Genomic DNA, 1,644 nt, shown 5'->3' on the forward strand with positions numbered 1-1,644 from the left:
CGCAATTTCGTGAAACGGCTGTTGGTGGCTGCACTTCTTTTCCACTACTAAATTTCATTTTCAACGAGGTTAATAGTTTTCTAAATAAGGTTGCTATATTTCTAAAACTGTATGCTATAATTCTAAACCTTTATGACATAAATCTAAACTTGTATGACATAAATCTAAAGTTTTATGACATATATCTAATTCAGGTTAATAAGTTTCTAAAGTTTTATGACATACTTCTAAAATTGTTTGATATATTTTAAAAACTTGTTTGTATAATTCTAAATAGGGTAGTGGGTTTTCTAAAATTGGTAGCAATAAACCAAAAACATAAAAGAATAAAACTTATTGCTCACGCAATAAGTTTTATTCTTTTTATTCTCTTTTTAAATGTTGTTGTTTTATAAACGAGGTTTTGAAAACTCTATTCCTTTTACTTGTGCATATTGCGGACTTGTTGCACCAAAAACTGACTTAATGTACTTTTTAACCTCCAAAGCGGTTTCAACTAATCCTGTGGTTGAAGAATATAAAGTTTCGTTTCTTGCTATTCTTGAATTGCTGATGCTTGTGTATGCAGTTGCAACGGCTGTATTCTTTGCTGTTAGGTCTGCAATTTTAGCTTGAATAGTTGCTACTTGCAAATCGGTTTCGTTTGGTGTGTAGCTTGGTTCTGCTTCTAAAACTGAGGTTAATCCTGCTAAATGTTGAATAAGCTGGTCGTAAGATTGCTGACTTGAGGAAATTGTTGTCGGTGCTGGTGTGTTTGGGTCAGTTGGAGTTTGCACTGATGATGCCTTTTTACCTTGCATTTTGCGATTAAATGTTTTAGCGTTGCCGATTGTTTCGGGTGTTGCATCGGTAGTTTGCAAAGCATTGATCAAACGAGTAGAAAATGACTTTAAACCGCTGAAAGCGGTTATGCGCTCATTTACTTTGTTGTTGTAATTGGTGTTTTTTGCAATAACATCTGCTAAAATACTTTCAGCTGATGTTTTAAAGCAACGAGTTGCGCAAGTTTTAAACTGTTTTTTGATGGGTTGTAGGTTGCTCCATAACCTGTAACGAACTCAATTAAGTCTTGAAAATTTGCTACATTTTTTGCGTGTCCTGTTTCGGATGTTGATGCCATAATGTTAAGAGTTAAATGGTTAATAAATTTTGTAAACGAAAATAGTTTTAAACTAGTATTTTCTTAATTAGTCTATTTATTTGGAATTTTTCTATAAAATAAAAAAGCCCTGTATGTAAATAAACACAAGGGCTTTCAACTAACCAAATTCAAAAGAAAACAAATTTATGGGTACTTTTTAACTATTTGTTTTTTTTAAATTTGGCACCTTATATTAAATCGAGACAGTTTAAGTGAGTCAGCAGCTTCAAACTATCTCAGAAAATTAATTTGAGCACTTATGGAAATGCTTACTTATCACGACAAAAGTAGTTTTTCAAATTAGTTTACTTTTTAATACAAGCCTTTAATAAATTGGTATTTCTTTTCTAACTTATTTTCTTCGTTGTTTAATTCTTTTGTTTTTGTAAGTCTTACAGTAACATTCTTTATTTTAATCATAAAATATATGGAAAGAAATACAAAAACGATAATCATAATTGCCAATACTTGTGTCATATCTTAAAGTTTAATTAATTTATTAT

Annotated in this window: 3 protein-coding genes; all 3 read right to left on the bottom strand. The window is 30.6% G+C overall.

The window, feature by feature from the left end:
- Window positions 1–389: 389 nt before the first annotated feature.
- Complete coding sequence (locus DIU01_RS14880; RefSeq protein WP_290835820.1) at window positions 390–800, bottom strand: hypothetical protein; 411 nt, start codon at window positions 798–800, stop codon at window positions 390–392.
- A 161-nt stretch (window positions 801–961) separates the two neighbouring features.
- A complete protein-coding gene (locus DIU01_RS14885; protein ID WP_290835822.1) occupies window positions 962–1,120 on the bottom strand; it encodes a hypothetical protein in 159 nt (52 codons plus the stop codon).
- 333 nt (window positions 1,121–1,453) lie between these two features.
- Window positions 1,454–1,618 (bottom strand): hypothetical protein, encoded by a 165-nt coding sequence (locus DIU01_RS14890; protein WP_290835824.1) that lies wholly within the window; start codon window positions 1,616–1,618, stop codon window positions 1,454–1,456.
- Between the last annotated feature and the right edge of the window lie 26 nt (window positions 1,619–1,644).

Origin of the sequence: Flavobacterium sp. (assembly GCF_003525665.1) — a bacterium.
Taxonomy (GTDB): Bacteria; Bacteroidota; Bacteroidia; order Flavobacteriales; family Flavobacteriaceae; genus Flavobacterium.